The organism is Verrucomicrobiota bacterium (assembly GCA_016871535.1).
Lineage (GTDB): Bacteria > Verrucomicrobiota > Verrucomicrobiia > Limisphaerales > SIBE01 > VHCZ01.
Window position 1 is genome coordinate 1 of record VHCZ01000121.1, and the last position, 17,908, is coordinate 17,908.

Genomic DNA, 17,908 nt, shown 5'->3' on the forward strand with positions numbered 1-17,908 from the left:
GACGCTCTTCGGTGGCGGATGGGCCAATGCTGGAAGAGGTGGAACTTATCTTTGATCTGCGCGGCGGACCGGGCGAAGTCGAAGCGACCTCGCTTCGTCTGGTGCGGAGACCCTGATCCTGATTCCTTAGCTAGACTAGACTATTCGCGCAGAGCGGAAGGTCTTGGTGACCGTTTCGCTGATCTCAGCCTTCCGCCGCAAAGACGCTGGTCAGGATGACTTCCTTGATTTTCCAAATCAAAGTCATGGTCATGGCCAGCGGCAACAACAGCAAAAGAATGAACACCCATTGGCGGACGGTCTCAAACGCTCTAAGAAAACTGATGACGATTTCCGGCAAGACCACCATCTCCTGGACCGTCGCGTAAAACGCCATCAGGATCAGGAGGCCCAGGAGAAGATACACGTTCATCGAGGTGAAGAAGGCGGTCTCGTGGCGGAGCGTTTCGTCGGGGAGCATCGCGGTCAGCCGCTGCAGGACGTGGTTCAGATTGAACAGAAACAGGAGGCCGGAGAGAATCAGCAAGCCGAGCGCGACTGAGAACAGCGGCATTTGCGGCACCTGGTTCCACCAATACACGAACGGCGAAAGCCCGATGTTCACGACGCTGAGCAGCTTCGCGCGGTCGAGGGACTGGTGCCAGACACGCTCCTGCCTCTGGAAATGGCCGATCTGCCACAGGCCATAGAAGAGGAGCGTGTTGACGAGCAGCGGCGGCGCGATGCCGAACGGCTTCAGCCAATCCGTCGTGGCCGTTTTGACGCAAACCAGCAAGGCCAGCGGCAAACCCCAGAAGAGCGCGGAAAGCCCTTTGACGAGCCGGTTGAGCGAGCGCATGAGTTCGGCTTTCAAGACGGGGTCATACATGCGCGACGGCTCGCTAGATGGTGAGGTAAGTGTACTCCTTGAGGCCGCGTTCGTAGTCGTCCAGCAGGCGCATGGCTTCGGACGGTTTCATTTTGTCGGATTTGATGGCGGCGTCGATTTGCGCCTTCATTTGTCGTTTCAATTCGTTTTCGTCGTACTGCACCGCCGCGAGCGCTTGCACGATCGTGTTGCCTTCGATGATTTCCTCGACGTAATAGCCCGCCGCTTCGTCGGGATCGAGAAACACGTGGACTTCATTCACGCGGCCAAACAAGTTGTGCAGGTCGCCCATGATGTCCTGGTAAGCGCCCATGAGGAAAAACCCCAGGTAATACGGCTCCTGGCCGGCGCCGTTCGAGATGAGGTGGTGCAGCGAAAGCGTGTCGCGCACGTCCCGCAAATCGATGAATTTGTTGATCTGGCCGTCGGAGTCGCAGGTGATATCGACGAGCGTGGCTTCGCGCGTCGGGCGTTCGTTGAGCCGGCTGATCGGCATGATCGGGAACAACTGGCCGAGGGCCCAGTGATCCAGCAGCGACTGGAACACGGAAAAATTGCAGAGGTACTGATCGCCCAGGCTGTCTTCGAGTTTTCGGATTTCTTCCGGGACGTAAGCTTGCCCGCGAAAACTCTGCACGACTTCCCGGCCAATTTCCCAGTAGAGCGTTTCGATCTTGGCTTTGTCCGGCAAATCCATGAGGCCGAGCGTAAACATATTGTGCGCGTCTTCCTTGCGTTCCAGCGCGTCGTGATACGCCTCCAGCTTGTTGAGTTTCGCCAGGTTTTTCTTGATATCGAGAAGCTCTTTGACCAGCGCGTGCTCGTTGTCGCCGTAGGCGAGATCGATCTCGGGCCGGGTTTTGCCGATGGCGCCGAACACTTCGACCAGAAGCACGCTATGATGTGCGACGATCGCCCGCCCGCTTTCGCTGATGATATCCGGGTGCGGCACTTTCTCCGCGTTGCAGACGTCGCCGATGTAATACACGACGTCGTTGGTGTATTCCTGAAGCGTGTAATTGGTCGAGCTGTCGAACGCGGAACGGCTCCCGTCGTAATCGACCCCCAGGCCGCCGCCCACGTCGATGGATTCGATGGGAAAGCCCATGTTGTAGAGCTTCGCGTAAAAGCGCGCGGCTTCCTGGACGGCCTTTTTCACCGTCAAGATGTCCGGCACTTGAGAGCCGATGTGGAAATGCAGGAGTTTGAAACAGTGTCCGAGGTTCTCGGCCTTGAGCAGTTCGGCCGCCGCGAGCAACTCCGCGGTGCTCAAGCCGAACTTCGCGTTCTCCCCGCCGCTCTCCGCCCATTTCCCCATGCCCTTGCTGGCGAGACGCGATCTAATCCCGATGATCGGTTCGGCTCCGACGAGCCGGGAGACGCCGATGATTTGCTTCAGCTCCTCCAGTTTTTCCACAACCATGATGACCTTCTTGCCGAGCTTCACGCCCATGAGCGCCATCTTGATGAACGCGCTGTCTTTGTATCCGTTGCAGATGATCAAGCTGCCGATTTGATCCTGCAACGCCAGACCGATGAACAGCTCCGGCTTGCTCCCGACTTCAAGCCCAAATTGGTAGGGCTTGCCGGCGTCGAGGATTTCTTCCACGACCTCGCGCAGTTGGTTGACTTTGATTGGAAAGACGCCGCGGTAGCGCCCCTGGTAATTGAACTCCGCAATCGAGCTGCGAAAGGCCTGGTTCACCGACTCCACGCGGTGGCGCAAGATGTCTTGAAACCGGATGAGCAACGGAAACCTCAGGCCGCGTCCCTTGGCCTCTTCCGCGACGTCCGTCAGGTCCACCGACGCGCCGGCCTCCTGCAACGGCGTGGCGACAACGTGCCCGGCTTCATTGATGTCATAGTAGCGGGCGCCCCAGCGGTCGATGTTGTAATGCGCGCGCGCGCAGGCAATGGTCCACGGCCGATTGTCGTCCGAAGCTTCGCTCATTCTTCTTGTTTAAGTCGAGCGCACTATAGGGGGAAGGACAGGGAATTCAATAAGGGGAATGAAAAAACTGCGGCGCGATTGCGTCCGATGGAAATGGAGGAGCGTGGGCGGGAGTTTTTGTGTTGAAAGGACAGGAAGGCAATCACGATCGCAGACAGTGCTTGGCTCCCGTCGCCAGCTCATCCATCTCAGCTCAAGGGAAAAAATACAAACCTGCCCACTCCACTCGCGTAGCTGGCTGCTTCGGCAATCAGCGGCAGATCTTCTATCGCCTCTCGGATAGAAAGGTGTTCTCCCACTTCGATGACGCCGCTCATCGGCAATCCGGCTCGAACTCGATGATTTTTTCTGGATCTGGAGGCAGGCAACTTGTGGCGCTCGAAGGCCTGACGACGCTTTGAGTTCGCTTGCTTTCCAGGAAACCGACCGCTTCCATACCGCGCATGGCGAAAGTCTCCCTTTCGACGGTTGTTGAATACTGCGACCGCCTCCTGAAAACGAAACAGTTCACGGATTGGGAAGGCGCCGTAAACGGACTCCAGGTGGAAAACCGAGGCGGCGTCAGCCGCATTGCGGCGGCGGTCGATGCCAGCCTCGCGACGATTCAATTGGCTCTCGATCAGCGAGCTGACCTGTTGCTCGTGCATCACGGATTGTTCTGGAGCCGGACCCATCCGTGGACCGGGAAGCGCTACCAATTGCTCCGCTTGCTCCTGGAGAACGACCTGGCCGTGTACAGCTCGCATCTGCCGCTGGACGCGCACCCGCGGCTTGGAAACAACGCTCGGCTTTGCTCGGCGCTGGGCTTGCAGAATCTCAAGCCCTTCTTCTTCCACAAAGGCCGGTATCTCGGCTTCCAGTCAGCTCAAAAAATCAGCCGCGACGAATTGGCGAAGCGGCTGCGGTTGGTCCTGCGCCGGCCGGCGACGCTGCTGCCGGGCGGCACCGCGATTTGCCAAAGGATTGGCGTGGTGACGGGCGGCGCGGGCAATGAACTCGAACTCGCGGCCCAAGAAGGCGTCGATACGTTCATTACCGGAGAAGGCTCACACTGGACGCATGGCGCGGCGGAAGAACTGAGGTTGAACGTTTTCTACGGCGGGCATTACGCGACGGAGACGTTCGGCGTGAAAACTCTGGCGGAACATCTGTCGAAGAAATTTCGCGTTCCGTGGGTGTTCGTCGATCATCCGAGCGGGTTGTGACTCGTAAAACGCAAAACGTAAGTCGTGATTCGTCCGGTCCGTCCGAACGTGACCCGAATGCGAGCGGCCGAATCGCCGCCGCCCCCTTACGAATTACGTTTTACGTTTCACGTCTTACGCCTTACGAAACACGACTGTGTTATCCAAAAGAATCCTGATCATTGGCGGAGGGTTGGTGGGCCTGGCGACGGCGTACAAGCTGCGCCGTCATTGCCCTGCGGCTGGCGTTACGTTGCTGGAAAAGGAAGCCGCCGTCGGCGCGCACCAGAGCAGTCATAACAGCGGCGTGCTCCATTGCGGACTTTACTACAAGCCCGGTTCGACCAAGGCGCGCCTGGCGGTCAGCGGCATTCGCGAGATGGTCGAGTTCTGCCAGGAACATCAGATTCCCCACGACGTGTGCGGGAAATTGGTCGTCGCCACGAACGAACCGGAGCTGGCGAGGCTCCGCGATCTGCACGAGCGCGGCCAGCAAAACGGCTTGCAGGGGATCCGCTTTCTCAACCGCGAGCAGATGCGGGAGATCGAGCCGCACGTGGGCGGGATCGCCGCGCTGCACGTGCCGCAAGAGGGGATCGTGGATTACCCCAAAGTCTGCGCCACGATCGGCAAACTGAACCAGGCCCAGGGCGTCCGGATTCTCACCAGTGCGCGAGTCACCGGGTTGCAAGCTCGAAACCATGGCTGGCTCGTGCGCTCAGCGGCCGGCGACTTCGAGGCCGATTTCGTGGTGAACTGCGCCGGACTGCACTGCGACCGCGTGAGCGAACTCGCCGGCGAAAAGCGCGAAGTCCGCATCGTGCCGTTCCGGGGTGAATACTACAAACTCAAGCCGCAGCGCCAGCAACTGGTGCGCAACTTGATCTATCCCGTGCCCGATCCGCAGTTCCCCTTTCTCGGCGTGCATTTCACGCGCTTGATCGACGGCGGCATCGAGGCGGGACCCAACGCCGTGCTGGCGTTTGCGCGCGAAGGTTATCGCAAGACCGACATCAGCCTGGCCGACCTGTGGGATGCGCTCAGCTTTGTCGGCTTGCGCAATTTCTTGCGAAAGCACAAACGCATGAGCTGGGAGGAACTCAAGCGCTCGTTCAGCAAACGGCTGTTTTGCGAAGCGCTGCAGAAACTCGTTCCCGAAATTCGCGGCGAAGATTTGGATCCCGGCGGCGCGGGGGTGCGCGCCCAGGCGATGTCACCGGCCGGCGATCTCGTTCACGACTTCTGTTTTGTCGAGCGCGCCAACGCGCTGCACGTCATCAACGCCCCCAGTCCAGCGGCGACGGCGTCGCTGGCCATCGGCGAGGAGATCGCGCAGCGCGTGGCCAGTCGCGTGAGTATCTGATTGCGGAGTACGGCAAATCTGCGCGCCGACAGAGGCGCTGGATCGGTGGTTGGCAACCTGCCATCCAAACCGTAGTCCGCAAGATCGAGCACACGCCATACAGGACTTGGATCCCATTCTGCACCAGTTTGGAGATCGGATCGCTCTCGTCATTGCGGCGAGGGTCGAAAACGGAGACCCGCGGCTTTCGGAACCCCAAAATTCGGTCCGGCGTTTCGCTCGCTCTTCAGTGTCTGGGAAGTCGAGCGGCATCGGCGGTGCCCGTTCTGGTCCACGCTCTTCGCCAATTCCGTAACAGCTCGCCCCCGGACTGGGGGAGATTTGGCGATGCGGTGTCGATGTTGCAGGAGACGAGTGCCAGCACCGCCGCTCTTGAGGATTTGCTTCCCCTGGCCACGAAAGCGGACGCCAACACCGGGCCTCTGGTCATGTCCGTCATTTCCCACATCGCCCAGGACAATCCCCGTGAGGCTTTGTGGCTGTTGAGACAGTCTCCGGACGAGGTCAAAGTTTCGCCGGAGATCGGGCTCCTGCTTCAAAAACTGGCGAAGTCACCGGAAGCGGCCGTGCATCGCGAAGCGAACACACTTTTGCGGCAAATGCTGATCCCTCCGACGGCACTTCATTGAGCAGCGGCTCTTCCCAAGAACCTGCCTCCCGGACTGCGGCCTTTAGGCGCCTTTAGGCCGCTTCAACGTCGGTCAGAGCAGGGCCTGAAGCAGCCTAAAGGCTGCGGTCCGCACGGTTTTCGGTTCATGGGCGGTGAGTATGGTCCTGCATCCCATGGGCAAGGCTGCGTTGCCGCGCAACCGGTAGAGTTCCTGCTTGGCCCGTCCTCGTTTTCCGTTATCTTGCGTCGCAATGAAATCTCCGGGAACTCGATCTGCGCTTCGGGAATTCCTCATCGCGTGCGCCTGGCTGGCGGGAATTCTGGCGCTGATTTTCCATCGCAGCTTCGAGGCGGAGCAGGTTTTGTTTTCCAATGACGGCCCGCTGGGTTTGCTCGTCGCGTACTCGGATGTCGCTTCGAGCTTTTTCAAAGGCGCGTGGCACACGTTGAACTGGATCGGGATCAAGCAGCCCAGCGCCTTGCCCAACGTCACGGTCGGCGCGTATTTCCTCTGGGGCCCCCTCGCGCACGCGAAATTTTTCACGCCGCTGGCTCTGTTGGTTCTCGGTCTGGGCGCCTGGACGTTTTTTCGCCAATTGCGATTTCATCCCGCGGTTTGCACGCTGGGCGCGCTGGCCGCGCTTCTCAACACAGGCCCGTTTTCCTACGCGTGCTGGGGTTTGCCCGCGACGCCGATCACGCTGGGCGCCGCGTTTTTCGCCTTTGCCGCGCTGGTGTCGCCGGCGCAGACGAAACGCTGGTTGCGCATCGCTCTGGCCGGGTTCGCGCTGGGGATGGCGATCATGGAGGGCTACGACGTCGGGGCTTTCTTCAGTTTGTATGTCGCCGCATTTGTCGTGTTCCAGGCGTTGGCGGAAACGGGGCCAACGGCCCGCCGCCTGGGAATCGGCGCGGCGCGAGTTGCGGTCGTGGCGATTTGCGCGGCCCTCCTCTCGGCTTCCGCGCTCTCCACGCTGATCGGCACGCAAATCAAAGGGATCGTCGGCACGCAGCAAGACGCGAAAACGAAGGAACAACGCTGGGACGAAGCCACGCAATGGAGCTTGCCCAAAGCCGAGACGTTGCGCGTCGTCATCCCGGGCGTTTTCGGTTACCGAATGGATACGCCGGACGGCGGGAACTATTGGGGCGCCGTGGGGCAAAGTCCCGGACATCCCACATCACGCCATTCCGGATCGGGGGTCTATTGCGGCGTGCTGGTCGTCCTGGTGGCGATGTGGACTCTGACGCGAGCCGCCAGGAAATCCGGAAGTCTCTTCTCCGATCACGAACGGAAGTTCATCTGGTTCTGGGCCGGCGCGGCCTTGGTGTCGCTCCTGTTGGCCTACGGACGTCACGCGCCGCTTTACCAGTTCTTCTACAAGCTGCCGTATTTTTCCACGATCCGTAATCCCATCAAATTCATGCACCCGTTTTCCGTGGCGCTGGTGATCTTGTTCGGCTACGGGCTGCAAGGTTTGTATCGCCAGTATCTCGGCCGGAACCTGCTCAAATCTCAATCGCTGCTGGCGCAATTGAAATCCTGGTGGGCGGTCGCGCCGGCTTTTGAACGCAAATGGGCCAAGGGCCTGGCCATTGTGCTGAGCGTGAGCGGGCTGGCCTTTCTGCTGTATCTTTCTTCGCAGACGGAATTGCGGCGCCATCTGGAGACGGCGGGATTCCCGGGCGAATTGGGCGCAGCCATGGCGCGGTTCAGCATCAGAGAAGTCGCCTGGTTCGTGTTGTTCCTGGCGTTGTCGGCCGGAGCAGTGGTTCTCATCGTCAGCGGCGCATTGTCCGGCGCGCGTGCGAAGTGGGCCGGGATTGTTCTGGGCGCCGTGCTTGTCACGGATTTCAGCCACGCGAACGCCCCCTGGATCATCCATTACAATTACAAGGAACGTTACGCGGCCAATCCGGTTCTGGACATCCTGCGCGACAAGCCGCACGAGCATCGCGTCGCCGCGCGCCTGCTGCCCATGCAGGGAATGTATCTGACCAGCGATGAAACCTGGCCGGAGATTTATCAGGTCTGGCTCGAACACCTCTTTCAATACTACCGAATCCAGTCGCTCGACATCATCCAGATGCCGCGCACGCCGGAGTTTGATTTCGCGTATCTGAACGCGCTCCGGCCCAAAAGCGCCGCCACGTTTTCCTTCACTGATTTCAAAGAACTGAGCGCCTTCGCGGCGAAGTTGAAGCAAGCCGCCGATCCGGTCTCCCAATTTCTTTGGAGCCAGCTTTCGGATCAAACGCGTGCCCGACTCTCGACCTTCACCACGAACGAATCGCAGAGTCTCTCCATTGCATTGGCGAGCGAACTAAACCGCGTTATCGAAGCCGGCCCGGTTTACCACGCGCAACGCTTCGGCAGCGTCGCGTTGTCCCCGCAAACCAAAGCCGTGCTCGCCCGGAACGCCGGCGGTGATGCGGTCCTGGCGCAGAATCGATTGCTGCTGGAAGACGCTTACCCCGCTGAACTCGTCAAAATGCAAACCAAAGCTCAGGCTGATCTCAGCTCGATCAGCCGGCTGTGGCAATTGACGAATACGCGCTACATCCTGGGGATGCGTGGATTTTTCGATTTCCTCAATCAGCAAATCGATCCGATCCACAAAAGTTTTCGCGGCCACAGCGTGTTCGGCTCCTCGAATCAGTTCGCGCTCTTTGAATACGGAGCGGCCTTGCCCCGGACCAAACTCTACTCGCAATGGCAGGCCATCACCAACAGCCCAGCGAGCGGCCACAGCGATCAGGTCGTTTTGCAGCGCCTGGCTGATCCGGCGTTCGATCCGGCGCAGGTTGTTCTGGTGAGCGATCCGGTGCTGGCGGCGCCAGCGAATGTCTCGACGAATCAAAGCAAGGAAACCGTCGCCATCACGCATTACGAACCCAGGCGCGTCACGCTCAAAGCGGAGAACGCCGAGCCGCGCGTTTTGCTGTTGAACGACCGGTACGATTCAGACTGGAAAGTTGCTGTGAATGGCCAACCCAAGCCTTTGTTGCGCTGCAATTACATCATGCGCGGAGTTTATTTGCCGCCGGGAACGCACACGATTGAGTTTCGTTACGATCCGCCGGCCGGAACGCTCTACGTGAGTCTGGCAGCCATCGTGGCGGCGCTGGCAATTTGTGGAGTGCTGATGGCTTCGCAAAGGAATGACGAATGACGAATGTCTAATGACGAAAGAATTCCGAATGACGAGGCCCGAAGCAGTGGCGTGGCGGCGGCAGTGGGCGGTGGGGCGACGCTCCTGTGGAGCCTTGTCTTGGTCAGGGACATTTGGCCTTCTTTCGTCATTGGTCATTGTTAGCTCATGGGCCACCAAGACAGTTACCGCCACAACCAAGCTTACGCCGAGTTTCTCGAGAACTGGGACGAATCCTTCTACGCCAAATACGCTGACTTTCTCAAACCGCCGTCGCCGGGCGCGCACGTGCTGGATGTCGGCTGCGGCGTCGGCCAAGTGGTCAAACGCCTCCAGGAAGCCGGATGCGAGGCGCATGGCGTGGATGTCTCCGAACCGAATATCGCCAAGGCCAGACGATTCAGCGCCCATTGCCAGGTCTATGACGGCAAGAAGCTGCCCTCCGCGGACGCATTCTTCGAGGCCGCCGGCGCGCTGAATGTGCTGGAGCACGTCGAAGAACCCGAAGCTTTCATCACGGAACTGGCGCGGGTCGTTCGGCCTGGCGGGCGCATCGTTCTCTCCAGTCCCAATTTTTTTCGCGTGCTCGGCTTTCGAGATTACCATGCGCGCATGCGCGGCCTGGCCAACAAGTGGCGAAACTGGCGGCGGCTCCACCAGAAACTCCGGCAGATGCGGCGCGACCCCGCAGCGGTTCGCTTCGACCGCATGACGCCCATCGTGAAAGAACCGTTCACGCCCGACGACGACGCGATCGTCGCGACCAACCCGCTGGAAATGGCATTCTTCCTCCGGCAAGCAGGCTGCAAGGTCGAACAAGTCTTCTGCACGGATCGCTACATATCGAAGATCCCCGACCTGATTCTCAATCTCACGCCGCTGCGGTACCTGATGTTCAACGCATTTGTCGTCGCGACCCGATTGTGAGCCGGAAATCTAGTCCTTCGGACATAGTTGCGCTCCGAGGAATTCAAGTTGAAATGGGTCAGTCTTGCCCGGCGGTAAAGCGCGAACCTCGATCTACTGATCAGACCGTGGGATAGAATACACTTTGCCAGGAGGGATTTTGGCCAGCCGCGAGGAGCGCGCGAGGCGGTGTATCCCTGCGATCCACAATGTTGCCCGTCACCTGGATGATTCCAGCCGGGGCCAGCAGGCTGAGGCCGATTGTGGCCACGATCGGCCCGGCGAATTGTCGGCGCAAGGCGAGGTTCTGGCCACGGACCAGGTCTTCGATTTTCAGCGGCGCACAAAGCAGCAACTCCAGCGCGCCGTTTCGGCGATCTTCACTCCAGCGCTGGCAGGTTTCGCCCGCGAACCAGATTTTCAGAAGGACGTGGATTGCGAACACCAGCAACAAGGCCGAAGACCTCGCCGATCCGCATTACGTTTTACGCATGACGTTTTACGTTCTATAGTGCGCGCGATGCGCGAATCCTCACTGAATTTCTTGCGGGAACTGTTGAACACACCGAGTCCGCCCGGCCATGAAGCGCGCGGGCAGCGGGTCTGGCTGAATTATGTCGGTCCGTTTGCGGATGAGACCTTCACCGACGCTTACGGAAACGCCGTGGCAATCTTGAACAAAGGAGGCTCGCCGCGAGTCATGTTCGCGGGCCACGCTGACGAGATTGCCATGACGGTGAACTTCATCGATGCGAACGGTTTCATCTACGTGCGCAAACTCGGCGGCATCGATCCCGCCATCACCAAGGCGCAACGGGTGACAATTCACTCCCGGAAGGGCCCGGTCAAAGGTGTCGTCGGCAATGTGGCGCCGCACTTGTCCAAGGACGACTCGGATCGCAAGCCGCCGAAAGTTCATGAGTTATTCCTCGATATCGGCGTGAAGGACCGGAAGGAAGCGGAGAAACTCGTCCGCGTCGGCGACCCGATCACGCTCAATGACGAGTTTGAGTTGTTGCGGAACGACCTGGCCGTGGCCCGCGCGTTCGACAACCGCATCGGCACCTTCGCGGTCGCCGAGACCGTGCGGCTGCTCGCGGACAGCCGGGGAAAACTGAAACCCGAAATCGCCGCCGTTTCCAATATCATGGAGGAAGTCGGCCTCCTCGGAGCGCGGCAGATCGCCTACGCGCTCAAGCCGGACCTGGCGCTGGTCGTGGACGTGACGCATGCAACCGATTATCCCACCGTGAACAAGCAGCAGCATGGAGAAATCGAGTTGGGCAACGGCCCGACCCTGACGCACGGAGCGTGCAATCATCCGGAGATTGTGGCGCGGTTGGAAGACGTGGCGCGCAAAGCGAAGATTTCCCTGCAACACGAATCGGCCTCTGCCACGACCGGGACCGACACCGACGTGATTTTCTGGACGCGCGGCGGCATTCCGAGCGCGTTGATCAGCCTGCCGAACCGTTACATGCACTCGCCGGTGGAGATCGTCAGTCTGCAGGACCTGGAGCAAATCCCGGAACTGATGGCGGCCTTCGCGCTGTCCCTCAAGACCGACGAGCAATTCAAGGTGAAGATTTAGTTAGGGTTCGTCGCGCAGAAAAAAAGAGACACGAATTTCACGAATGATCGCGAATTCCGAAAAGATCATTCTCCCAGGCTCGCGGCGTTGGGTGTCCATCCTTCAGGGTGTCTGTCGCCCCCAAACACGCTAAAGCGTGGACACCAAACGGGCGTCGATTGCCAAAATAAGAATTGCTGGAGAATTGCTAGAAAAGATCTCCTGATTCGTGCTGATTCGTGTAATGCGTGTCCCGCTGAGTTGATCCGATCTTCTGTACGTCCCTTGATTCTGGCCTCTGTGCTCTCCGTTGCCCCCTGGTCGAATCGGATTGTTACGCCAGGAAGAAGGAGTTCATTTCTTCGCGGATTTGTCCGGTTTTGATGGGTTCGACGACGATTGGCTTCGGTTTTGTCCGGCAGGCGCCTCGTGCGTTGGGCTGACTGTGATCGACGTTCGCTCGCCTTGGCGGGTGATGGTGATGCCGCGGCGGAAGAGGATGTTCAGAATCAGATCGGACAGTTCGGGCAGGGTTTTGATGCCGGTCAGGATTTCGTTCTTGAGGCCGACGTGAACGTCCATGTCTTTGCCCGGCCGATTCAGGTTGGAATAACGGATCTTGCCCACGCTGAGATTGAGCACGTCGATGCCCGCGAAATCGAAGAATCCAACCGAGAGGCCGCGGCGAGTCGGGGAAGACACATCCTGGAGTTCCCGCACAAACGCCGTGATGTTGGTTCGGCCCTGTGGGTTCTCGACAATGTTGATCTCGCTGAGGCGGAGGCGGACGAGTTTGAAATGCAGCTTGCGCAGCGCCAAAGCGCCCGGCTCGCACTCGAGGTGCAACTCCGGGAGGTCCACCAGAGGCGAGCCGCCGAATTCGGCGGTGTTGTAAAGCTTGAGGTTTTCGAGCGTCAAGGCCGCCGGCCAGAGCCGTGATTGGAGGCGCTCGATTTTCGCGTCCAGGCCCGTTTGCGCGCGCAGTTGATGTTCGGCGAAGGACCGGAGCAGCGCATCTTTCAAAAGCACGAGCGCCACGAGCAGGACGGCGAGCAGGAGGACCATCCGAAAGGCCCACCGAAATACGAATCGCATCGCAGCGTCATAGCACAGGCCATCCGCAGAAACAACCTGGGATCATCCCACGCAGCAATTCTTCCCATGAACCTGACGGTAGGGCGAGCCTGTCCCCAGCGAGCCGAGTCGGACGTGTTCCATGCACGTCGAGCGGCTCGCCGGGACGGACTCGCCCTACCGGGTTCAAGGACCGAGTGCATATTCATCAAACCAAGGCAACTTCCCATGAACCGTCGGTTCGTAGCCGCCGAGGTAACGAGGCGGACACTTTGGTTAACCCGGAAATCCGCCTCCTTACGTCGGCGGCTACGGTTCATGGGCGCAAAATGAGAATCGCTGAATCCAGCGGCGATCCCTGCGCACTTCTTCCTTGAAGCCCGGCTCCGGTTTGTGGTGCGCTCGGCGGCGTGAAGTCGAATGAATTGACCCGCGCTCTGGCTTGCGCCGTGAAAGCCGCCCACGCGGCGGGCGACCTGATGCGCACTCACCGCCACGCCGCCAAAGCCGTCACGCTTCAGCACCAGCACGACATCAAACTGGTGCTGGACGTTCGCTGCCAGAAAACGATTGAACGAATCTTGCTGCGGACTTTCCCCGGTTTCTCAGTGCTGGGAGAGGAAGGCGTGCTGGGGGACCAACAAGCCGAACACCGCTGGGTGGTGGACCCGATCGATGGGACCGTGAATTTCGCTTACGGCGTCCCGCACTCCTGCGTCTCCGTCGCTTTGCAGTCGCGGACCATTGGGCTGAACTCCAAAGGCGGGAACGACTCGAGCGGCGAATATGAAACGCTGATCGGGGTCGTTTATGATCCGTTTTGTGACGAACTCTGGACGGCGATTCGCGGCCAACCCGCGCGCCTCAACGGAACGATCATTCACGTCAGCGAACGATCCAAGCTTCGAGAAAGCATCGTCTCCGTCGGTTTCGCCAAATACCGCCACACGCTCGAACAAATGCTGCCCGTGTTCCATCGCTTGATCCACAAGGTGCGCAAAATCCGGATCATGGGCGCGGCGGCGTTGTCCATGGTTTATGTGGCGAGCGGGCGGTTCGACGCTTATCTGGAATCGGGCATTCGACTCTGGGACATTGCGGCGGGCGGGTTGATCCTCGAATGCGCCGGCGGCGAATTCTGGCGGCGCGCCATGCCGGGAAAACACACCTACCAGATCATCGCCAACAATGGGCTGCTTCGGCGGAAGCTGTTGGCGCGTCGGAGCGTCGGAGCGGAGCTTTGAGGCGTTGAGGCGGGGGAGAGAGGAAGCTTGTCACGAGGAATGCCTGTGCCGACGCATCACGCATCACGAATTACGGATCACGGATTACGGATTACGGCTTAGGCCTCAATCCCATAAGCCTTGATTTTGTTGTAAAGCGTCTGCCGCCCGATGCCCAGGCGTTTCGCGGTTTCCAGCTTGTTGCCGCCGGTCTCTTTGAGGAGTTGAACGATGGCGTTGCGCTCCATGCCTTCGAGCAGCGTGAAATCCGAGTATTCTTCACCCGGCGCCGGCGCGCCGAGCGTCAGGTCGTGGACATCCACGGTTTGCCCTTCGCACATGAGCACGGCGCGCTGCACTTCGTTCTGCAACTGGCGCACGTTGCCGGGCCAATCGTGCTTGCGCAGCGATTCGGCCGCGGCGGGTGAAAATCCCGCGATGCTGCGCCCGGCTTGAGAGGCGAAACGCTTCAGAAAACTGCTGGCCAGCGGCACGATGTCTTCCCGGCGTTCGCGCAAAGGGGGCAAAGCGATCGAGATGGTGCTGATCCGGTAGTAAAGGTCCTCGCGCATTTTGCCGTCCTTGATCGCGGCCACCGGAACGCGGTTGGTCGAAGCCAGAATCCGGCAATCCACCTTGTAGCTCGACCGGCCGCCGACGGGCCGGCATTCCTTCTCCTGCAAAATGCGCAGCAGTTTGCTCTGCGTATCGATCGGCATCTCGGACAGTTCGTCCAGAAGCAATGTGCCCCGTTCGGCCTGGCGGAAAAGACCCTCGCGATCGGCTTGTGCGCCGGTGTAAGCCCCTTTGACCGACCCGAAGAGCTCGCTTTCGATGAGTTCGCGCGGCAAGGCGGCGCAATTGATCTTGATGAACGCGCCTTTCGCGCGCGGGCTCAACGCGTGAATGAGATCCGCGATGACTTCCTTGCCCGTGCCGCTCTCCCCGTGATGAGAATCGACACGTCGCTCGGCGCCACGCGTTCGACCGTTCGGACGACCGCTTTCATCGCCGCGCTCTGGAACACGGGAGCCGCGCCGCCGCTTAGGGACGAAAGCGCTTGGCGCAACGAACTCGCTTCTTCCGTGAGTTGTTTGTGTTCCAGGGCGCGCTCAACGGAGAGCAGCAGCGATTTGTGGTCGAAGGGTTTTTTCTGAAAGTCGTAAGCGCCGAGCTTGGTGGCGCTGACCGCGGCATCGAGCGTGGCGTGGCCGGTCAGAATGATCACTTCGGTCTGCGGCCACTGCCGTTTGATTTGCGGCAGCAGTTCCAGACCGTCCGCATCGGGCAATTTCAAGTCGAGCAGAATGACGTCCGGTTGGGCGCCCTCCAACGCTTGCTTCAGCGCCGCCGCGTCCGCCAGCGCAACGGTCTCGTACTTTTCCCGTTTCAAAACGGTCGTAAGGAGCGAGCGAACGCCCGCCTCGTCATCCACCACCATGACTTTCGCACTCATGCCGGCCCTTCTGTCTGCGAGGCGCAGGCCTCGGTAAAACTGCGGAATAATCCCAGGAATTCCGGGTGGCGATCTATTAATCGTTCCGGATGAAATTGAACAGCCAGAAGATACGGGAGCAGCCGGCGATCCGCGCCGCGCAGTTCGAGCGCCTCGATAATCCCGTCCGGGCCGAAGGCGGTTGGACGAAACGGCTCCGCCACGCGGGCGACGGCTTGATGATGAGTGCTGTTCACGCCCAGGGTCAACTTCTCGAAAATCTGCGCCAGCCGCGAATCGGCCGCCAGTTTCACGTCATGAACGATTTTGTCCTTCAAATCCGTTCGCGTGTGATTGATGGCTTTGGGTTTTTGAGTGGGAATATCGACGATCAGCGAGCCGCCGAAAGCCACGTTCAACAGTTGATGCCCCCGGCAGATCGCCAGCAGCGGCTTGCGTTGGCGAAACACTTCCTGGATCAACAGTATTTCCGAAAAATCTCTCGCCGGATCGGCCAGGCTAACTGTCTTCTTGAGGCGCGGTGACAGTCTCGAAGCATACAGTCGCGGCTGCACGTCATCGCCGCCCGTGAGCAGAACTCCGTGTGAGCGCCGCACTGTCTCCGCAATCGCCGAGGGCGGAAGCGTGCATGACATGACCCAGGGAAGGCCGCCGGCCGCGGCAATTGCCCGCGGATACGCGTCGGAGAGGCTCAGCGAATAATCGAAAAACTCGGCGCCGCGCCGTTGCGTGCTGGGCGAAATCAGGATCAGCGGAGCCGTTTTCATCGCCGAACCGATGCCTGATCTTCCTCCGCCGCACGAACGGCCCCCTCACCCGTCCTACGGACACCCTCTCCCCATCGGATGGGGAGAGGGAAGGGTGAGGGGGTCAGTTCATGGGAAGCTTTCTTGGCCTCAGGGCCATGCACAATGAACCGAAAACCGTGCGGACCGCAGCCTTCAGGCTGCTTCCGCGCACCCTCCGGAGTCCAGCGCTGAAGCGGCCTAAAGGCCGCGGTCCGGAGGAACGGTTCAGGGGAAGCTCCTTTGATCTCGGAACGCTGCATACGGCCCTTGAACCCGGTAGGGCGAGTCCGTCCCGGCGAGCCGCTCGACGTGCGTGGATTACGTCCGACTCGGCTCGCTGGGGACAGGCTCGCCCTACCGTCTGGTTCATGGGAAGCTGCCATGGTCTCAGAATCATGCGTACGCTCCATGAACAGGGAAGGACGCGTTCCACCGCGTCCCTGAAATTGCACTTTCGACTGCGGAATAAAGTCAGGGACGGAGTGGAATGCGTCCCTACCGAGTCCATGGGAAGTTGGACTGAATGGACACAGCTCAGGCGCACGCATGATCTTCATTCCCTGATTCAAGACCAGCCGGTTCCGGGAAATCGTTCCGCGATCGTTTTCTTGAGCCGGTCGACCTCTTCGGGCCGCAAGAGTCTGCGGGCGACGCGGCGTTGCACGGCATCGAGCAATTCCAGCCAATCCTGGAGCGGAGGTTCTTTCAAAGGCTCCCACGGGTCGAAGCGTTTCTCTCTCACGAAGAATTCCCATCGGTCGCCCACGTGCCGGGCATACACTTCCCGTTTTATGCCTTCTTCCGTCCGTCCTTTCCAACCAATTTCCGACTTCCCCATAGCTCACTATAGCTCACTGGCTCAACTCCACACTGGCGACGGCCAGTGCCGCGATCCCTTCGCCGCGGCCGAGAAAACCCAGATGCTCGTTGGTGGTCGCCTTGATTCCAACGCGATTCAGATGGATCCCCAAAGCGAGCGCGATATTTTCTTTCATGGCCGGCACGAACGGCGCGACTTTGGGTTGCTGGGCGATGATCGTGGCATCGACGTTTACGACGCGCCCATCCCGCAAACTCACCTGGCGGGCGATTTCCTGAAGGAAAATCCCGCTGGCCGCGCCCTGCCAGCGGGCATCGGTATTGGGAAAAAAGTGGCCGATGTCCGGTTCGCCCAGCGCTCCGAGCACGGCGTCACAAATGGCGTGGATCACGACGTCCGCATCGGAATGTCCCTCCAACCCGCGCGGGTGGGGAATCTCCACGCCGCCAAGGACGAGTTTGCGGCCTTCAACGAAGCGGTGGACATCGTAGCCGATGCCAACGTGGTGCATGAGCGCAGTATAATTTTTCCCCAGGCCTCGACCAGTGAATAATCGTTCTTCGCGATTTGGCACGACGGTCTGATCAGTAATTCAAGAATCGCGCGCAAGATAGGAGTAGGGATGACACACGAGCGTCACCCCTCCCTCCGAACCGGACGGGCGGATTTCCCGCATCCGGCTCTCCGGTTGATGGGGTCTCGACGAGAGAGAGCGCACCTTTCGTGCGGTCTCCAAGGCCGCCTTCCGTTCAACAGTCTCAACCAAGTCATCGCTTGGCTGACTCCCCTGCGGCACAGCCCTCGCAGGCACTCGCAGCGGTTTATGGCCTGTCGTTCGGGCCAGCTTCCTTCCATCTTCCTGCACTCCCTTCCCTCCACGATCATTACTCGCTTCATCGCTACTATGGGTGCTCTGACTTCGTCTTGGGCGGCTCTTCGGCCT

The 17,908-nt window shown here is 59.8% G+C and carries 17 protein-coding genes; 7 read left to right on the top strand and 10 right to left on the bottom strand.

Going from position 1 to position 17,908, the window contains the following annotated elements; all coding sequences use genetic code 11:
• Nucleotides 1-184: 184 nt before the first annotated feature.
• Entirely contained in the window at nucleotides 185-868 is a 684-nt protein-coding gene (locus FJ398_15905) for a hypothetical protein (GenBank protein MBM3839421.1), read from the bottom strand.
• A gap of 13 nt (nucleotides 869-881) precedes the next feature.
• A complete protein-coding gene (speA, locus tag FJ398_15910) occupies nucleotides 882-2,819 on the bottom strand; it encodes a biosynthetic arginine decarboxylase (protein MBM3839422.1) in 1,938 nt (645 codons plus the stop codon).
• Between the two features lie 443 nt (nucleotides 2,820-3,262).
• Here speA and FJ398_15915 point away from each other — a divergent pair, with 443 nt between their 5' ends.
• The 5 genes from FJ398_15915 (at nucleotide 3,263) to FJ398_15935 (ending at nucleotide 10,055) form a co-directional block, all read left to right on the top strand.
• Nucleotides 3,263-4,024 carry a Nif3-like dinuclear metal center hexameric protein gene (locus FJ398_15915; GenBank protein ID MBM3839423.1) on the top strand — a complete coding sequence of 254 codons (762 nt, stop codon included), beginning with the start codon at nucleotides 3,263-3,265 and terminating at the stop codon, nucleotides 4,022-4,024.
• Nucleotides 4,025-4,160: 136 nt separating this feature from the next.
• Complete coding sequence (gene lhgO / locus FJ398_15920; protein MBM3839424.1) at nucleotides 4,161-5,366, top strand: L-2-hydroxyglutarate oxidase; 1,206 nt, start codon at nucleotides 4,161-4,163, stop codon at nucleotides 5,364-5,366.
• A 332-nt stretch (nucleotides 5,367-5,698) separates the two neighbouring features.
• Nucleotides 5,699-5,995 carry a hypothetical protein gene (locus FJ398_15925; protein ID MBM3839425.1) on the top strand — a complete coding sequence of 99 codons (297 nt, stop codon included), beginning with the start codon at nucleotides 5,699-5,701 and terminating at the stop codon, nucleotides 5,993-5,995.
• A 232-nt stretch (nucleotides 5,996-6,227) separates the two neighbouring features.
• Nucleotides 6,228-9,149, top strand: a complete 2,922-nt coding sequence (locus FJ398_15930; protein MBM3839426.1) for a YfhO family protein — start codon at nucleotides 6,228-6,230, stop codon at nucleotides 9,147-9,149.
• Between the two features lie 147 nt (nucleotides 9,150-9,296).
• A complete protein-coding gene (locus FJ398_15935) occupies nucleotides 9,297-10,055 on the top strand; it encodes a methyltransferase domain-containing protein (GenBank protein ID MBM3839427.1) in 759 nt (252 codons plus the stop codon).
• A gap of 100 nt (nucleotides 10,056-10,155) precedes the next feature.
• On the opposite strand, the gene FJ398_15940 is transcribed toward FJ398_15935, so the two are convergent.
• Entirely contained in the window at nucleotides 10,156-10,488 is a 333-nt protein-coding gene (locus FJ398_15940; protein MBM3839428.1) for a hypothetical protein, read from the bottom strand.
• Between the two features lie 66 nt (nucleotides 10,489-10,554).
• Here FJ398_15940 and FJ398_15945 point away from each other — a divergent pair, with 66 nt between their 5' ends.
• The gene (locus tag FJ398_15945) at nucleotides 10,555-11,625 is read left to right on the top strand and encodes a M42 family metallopeptidase (GenBank protein MBM3839429.1); all 1,071 of its coding nucleotides are present in this window, start codon (nucleotides 10,555-10,557) and stop codon (nucleotides 11,623-11,625) included.
• 333 nt (nucleotides 11,626-11,958) lie between these two features.
• Here the strand turns inward: FJ398_15945 and FJ398_15950 are convergent, their stop codons facing one another.
• Nucleotides 11,959-12,699, bottom strand: coding sequence for a hypothetical protein (locus FJ398_15950; protein MBM3839430.1), 741 nt, complete (start codon nucleotides 12,697-12,699; stop codon nucleotides 11,959-11,961).
• 458 nt (nucleotides 12,700-13,157) lie between these two features.
• On the opposite strand from FJ398_15950, the gene FJ398_15955 reads away from it, so the two are divergent.
• Nucleotides 13,158-13,922: an inositol monophosphatase gene (locus FJ398_15955; protein MBM3839431.1), complete on the top strand. Its 765-nt coding sequence runs from the start codon at nucleotides 13,158-13,160 to the stop codon at nucleotides 13,920-13,922.
• Nucleotides 13,923-14,020: 98 nt separating this feature from the next.
• Here the strand turns inward: FJ398_15955 and FJ398_15960 are convergent, their stop codons facing one another.
• From FJ398_15960 to FJ398_15985, 6 genes are all read right to left on the bottom strand, one after another.
• The gene (locus tag FJ398_15960; GenBank protein ID MBM3839432.1) at nucleotides 14,021-14,821 is read right to left on the bottom strand and encodes a sigma-54-dependent Fis family transcriptional regulator; all 801 of its coding nucleotides are present in this window, start codon (nucleotides 14,819-14,821) and stop codon (nucleotides 14,021-14,023) included.
• Complete coding sequence (locus FJ398_15965) at nucleotides 14,797-15,357, bottom strand: sigma-54-dependent Fis family transcriptional regulator (protein ID MBM3839433.1); 561 nt, start codon at nucleotides 15,355-15,357, stop codon at nucleotides 14,797-14,799. Before FJ398_15965 ends, FJ398_15960 begins: the two co-directional genes overlap by 25 nt.
• Nucleotides 15,354-16,124 carry a gamma-glutamyl-gamma-aminobutyrate hydrolase family protein gene (locus tag FJ398_15970; protein ID MBM3839434.1) on the bottom strand — a complete coding sequence of 257 codons (771 nt, stop codon included), beginning with the start codon at nucleotides 16,122-16,124 and terminating at the stop codon, nucleotides 15,354-15,356. Before FJ398_15970 ends, FJ398_15965 begins: the two co-directional genes overlap by 4 nt.
• Nucleotides 16,121-16,528, bottom strand: coding sequence for a hypothetical protein (locus tag FJ398_15975; protein MBM3839435.1), 408 nt, complete (start codon nucleotides 16,526-16,528; stop codon nucleotides 16,121-16,123). Before FJ398_15975 ends, FJ398_15970 begins: the two co-directional genes overlap by 4 nt.
• Before the next feature lie 182 nt (nucleotides 16,529-16,710).
• Entirely contained in the window at nucleotides 16,711-16,983 is a 273-nt protein-coding gene (locus FJ398_15980; GenBank protein ID MBM3839436.1) for a hypothetical protein, read from the bottom strand.
• A 13-nt stretch (nucleotides 16,984-16,996) separates the two neighbouring features.
• Nucleotides 16,997-17,476 (bottom strand): 2-C-methyl-D-erythritol 2,4-cyclodiphosphate synthase, encoded by a 480-nt coding sequence (locus FJ398_15985; GenBank protein ID MBM3839437.1) that lies wholly within the window; start codon nucleotides 17,474-17,476, stop codon nucleotides 16,997-16,999.
• Between the last annotated feature and the right edge of the window lie 432 nt (nucleotides 17,477-17,908).